The sequence below is a fragment of the Coleofasciculus sp. FACHB-712 genome, from assembly GCF_014695635.1.
In the GTDB taxonomy this organism is placed as follows: domain Bacteria; phylum Cyanobacteriota; class Cyanobacteriia; order Cyanobacteriales; family FACHB-T130; genus FACHB-T130.
In genome coordinates this window covers 1-3,121 of sequence record NZ_JACJOQ010000557.1, presented here as the reverse complement: position 1 = coordinate 3,121, position 3,121 = coordinate 1, and the positions used below count along the sequence as shown (strand labels likewise).

Annotated in this window: 2 protein-coding genes; one reads left to right on the top strand and one right to left on the bottom strand. The window is 47.5% G+C overall.

Features of this window, described 5'->3' with window-relative positions; translation table 11 throughout:
• The first annotated feature begins 413 nt into the window (after nucleotides 1-413).
• Nucleotides 414-2,585, top strand: coding sequence for an acylase (locus H6F50_RS19900; RefSeq protein ID WP_190430041.1), 2,172 nt, complete (start codon nucleotides 414-416; stop codon nucleotides 2,583-2,585).
• Nucleotides 2,586-2,891: 306 nt separating this feature from the next.
• On the opposite strand, the gene H6F50_RS26780 is transcribed toward H6F50_RS19900, so the two are convergent.
• Nucleotides 2,892-3,121: hypothetical protein (locus tag H6F50_RS26780; protein WP_206754841.1), on the bottom strand; the 230-nt coding region annotated here is incomplete at its 5' end.

The following is a 3,121-nucleotide window of genomic DNA, read 5'->3' as shown; positions in this document are numbered from 1 at the left end:
GTTCGACAATGAATATGATTTAGCCCTGGCTGTAATGGACGGCATGGAATCACGGAGTGAACAAGGGGGATATACGTTAGAGCGTTTTAGGTTTAAATCATCCTAGCTACTTACAACACATTAAACTTTTGTAGTTAACGAGAATAATTTTCAACTATTCTTTAGGAAAATAATGATAAAATTTTTCATCAAGTATTTGCAAATCGCCCGCAGCAAATCGCCAACAGGCTGGAAGTCTGGGGCTACACAAACAAAGCCTGCCGACCCAGGTTGAATTGAGTCCGCGCAGGTGGACTTGATTGAATAGAAGCGAAGCAACTTCTGCCCCCCTTCTAATCACACTTGTTAATACAAAAATAAAATTTGAAGCCGCCTTTTTTTGTTTTTAAAATTATCAATTTGTCAAGAACGTAATGTTAAATTTTCTTTCAGGGTGGTGTTTTATTAAAGAGCGTTTGCGTTCTCTTGATAAGTTCCAAAAAAATAGTAGGCGCTACGCAATCGGAGGTTTTAGAGGAAAATCTTTGCGAATTTTCCCGTTAATATTAGGTTTCATCTTTACTCTATTTTTGGGCAGCCAAAGTCTAAGCTTACCAGCAGCCTCGACTGAAATCCTCTGGGACACCTATGGTATCCCGCATATTTACGGCAAGGATGCCGGAAGTGCATTTCGTGCCTTTGGTTGGGCGCAGATGCAAAGTCATGGCAACCTGCTGTTGCGCCTCTACGGTCAGGCACGGGGACGAAGTGCCGAATACTGGGGAGAGGAGTACCTAGAATCAGATCAATGGGTACAAACGATGGGAATTCCCGAACGTGCCAGCGAGTGGTATGAAGCGCAGAGTCCCGCTTTCCGCAGTTATCTAGATGCCTTTGCTGCTGGGATAAATGCCTATGCCAAGGAACATCCCGAACTGATTGATGATGAAGTGAAGGCGGTGCTGCCAGTCCAGCCAGTAGATATCCTGGCTCACGAACAGCGGGTGATGAATTTCACATTTATTGTGAATCCGCAGATTGTTCAAAGCCTTGCCGATAACAAATCAATGGGTTCTAATGCGTGGGCGATCGCGCCTAAGCATTCTGCAAGCGGAAACGCGATGCTACTGGCAAACCCGCACCTGCCTTGGTCAGATTTATTTGTCTGGTATGAAGCCCAGATTACCGCACCAGGAATCGATGCTTACGGGGCGACACTGGTTGGACTTCCCGTACTGGCGATCGCATTCAACAATAATCTCGGCTGGACTCACACAGTCAATACCCATGACGGGTGGGACGCTTACGAACTGGAACTAAAAGACGGCGGCTATCGCTTCGACGGTAAGGTTCAAGCCTTTGAGACAGAAAAGAAAATCTTGAAGGTGAAGCAGCATGATGGCACACTGCGCTCAGAATCACTGGTCGTACAACGTTCCCTTCACGGCCCTGTTGTTGCAGGCAAGGAGGGAAAAGCCGTGGCATTGCGGGTTGTGGGGCTTGAGCAACCCGGAGCGTTGGAGCAGTGGTACTCGATGGCGCGTGCCACTAAACTGCCTGAATTTGAGGCTGCCCTCAAGCGGTTGCAGATTCCGATGTTCACCGTGATGTATGCAGACCGGGAGGGACATATCATGCACCTATTTAACGGTCAGGTGCCAATTCGGACATCTGGAGACTTTGAATACTGGGAAGGCATGATTCCTGGCGACACCTCTAAAACCTTGTGGACGAAAACTCATCCCTACCGCGATTTACCCCGTGTAATTGACCCACCTAGCGGCTGGTTGCAAAATACCAACGATCCACCGTGGACAACGACTTTCCCAGTAGCGTTAAATCCAGCAGATTTCCCATCTTACATGGCACCGCATTTCATGCACTTTCGAGCGCAACGCTCTGCAAGGATGCTGGATGAGGATAAACAAATTTCTTTTGAGGAAATGATTCAGTACAAGCACTCGACACGCATGGAACTGGCAGATCGTTTCCTGGATGATCTAATTCCCGCTGCACGGCAGTATGGAGATAAATTAGCGCGTCGAGCCGCTGATGTGCTGCAAGCTTGGGATCGAAATGCGGATGCGGATAGTCGGGGTGCGGTACTCTTTTACCTTTGGGCGGAAGAGATGGAATTCGATAATGCATTTAGTAGTCCCTGGAACGAGAAGTCCCCGCGCACCACACCCGACGGCTTGGCAGATCCTCAAAGCGCAGTTAAGGTGCTTTCTACCGCAGCAGCAAAAGTAGAGGCGGCTTATAAAGCCATAGATGTACCTTGGGGTGAAGTTTTCCGGCTGCGGTCTAATGGTGTGGATCTGCCTGCCAATGGTGGTTCTGGAGACCTTGGCATCTTCCGCGTTGTTGATTTTGCCCCGACGCAAGATGGTCGCTTTCAAGCGGTCGGGGGCGATTCTTACATCGCTGCGGTCGAGTTTTCTAACCCAGTCAAGGCAATGGCACTGATCGGCTACGGGAATGCAACTCAACCCGGATCGCCCCATCTTAGCGATCAGTTACCGCTAGCCGCCCGAAAACAGTTGCGTCCGGTATGGCGATCGCGTCAGGATATCCTGGCTCATTTAGATGAGCGAAAGATATTCTGAGGATCATCGATTAAAAAAGATCCAGAATTTGGCACTTAGGCGATGATTCAAAAGAGCGAAAAGCTTGACTAGTCAAACATTTCAGCCTTTATTTGTATCTCGACAGTACCCCTATCTCTAACCAGTGCTAAACGATTAACCCGCGATTTCATGTAAAAATCGCGGGTTAATCGTAAAACATTGATTTTGCTTCACTTTTTCCTAGGAAAATTGTTAATTCATCCTAGAATGAAAAGCAGGAATTACTGCTGTCTTGACAGTACAATGCATCAGGCTTAACAGCCGCTCGTTTTAGCAACAGCACTACTATGACTTAGCCACCAAGATCGGCTGCTGTATACCAATGATTGGTTCGGTTACTTTTACTACAACAGTTCCACTGGTTAAAACTGTGCATGTCGTACCGCTTACCACGGTTCCCCCTGGAGTCGTAGCGCTACAAGCTCCTCCGACTAAGTTTACTTGTTCATCAGTAGAGAGTTCAGTGAAAAGATCGAGGTCTTGGATACTTATCTGATTGTTTTTCATCTTTTTCT